This is a genomic window from Serratia nevei, from assembly GCF_024160145.1.
Lineage (GTDB): Bacteria > Pseudomonadota > Gammaproteobacteria > Enterobacterales > Enterobacteriaceae > Serratia > Serratia nevei_A.
The window spans coordinates 1-434 of record NZ_JAMYWQ010000148.1 but is presented as its reverse complement, the minus strand read 5'-3'; the positions used below and the strand labels follow the sequence as shown (position 1 = coordinate 434).

1 rRNA gene is annotated in these 434 nt (G+C 52.1%); it reads right to left on the bottom strand.

Going from position 1 to position 434, the window contains the following annotated elements:
- Window positions 1–434: ribosomal RNA gene (locus M6G53_RS25170) — 16S ribosomal RNA — on the bottom strand; the annotation flags it as partial.

Below are 434 nucleotides of genomic sequence, written 5' to 3'. Positions count from 1 at the left end.
GATGAATCTACCTTCCGTCAATTCCTTTGAGTTTCACTCTTGCGAGCGTACTTCCCAGGCGGAGTACTTAATGCGTTAGCTGCGCCACCGAAGGGGGTAACCTCCGACAGCTAGTACTCATCGTTTACGGCGTGGACTACCAGGGTATCTAATCCTGTTTGCTCCCCACGCTTTCGTGCCTCAGTGTCAGTTACAGTCCAGAGAGCCGCCTTCGCAACTGGTGTTCCTCCTAATATCTACGCATTTCACCGCTACACTAGGAATTCCACTCTCCTCTCCTGCACTCAAGTTTCCCAGTTTCAAAGGCTTACTACGGTTGAGCCGTAGCCTTTCACCTCTGACTTAAGAAACCACCTACGCACCCTTTACGCCCAGTAATTCCGGATAACGCTAGCCCCCTACGTATTACCGCGGCGGCTGGCACGTTAAGTTCG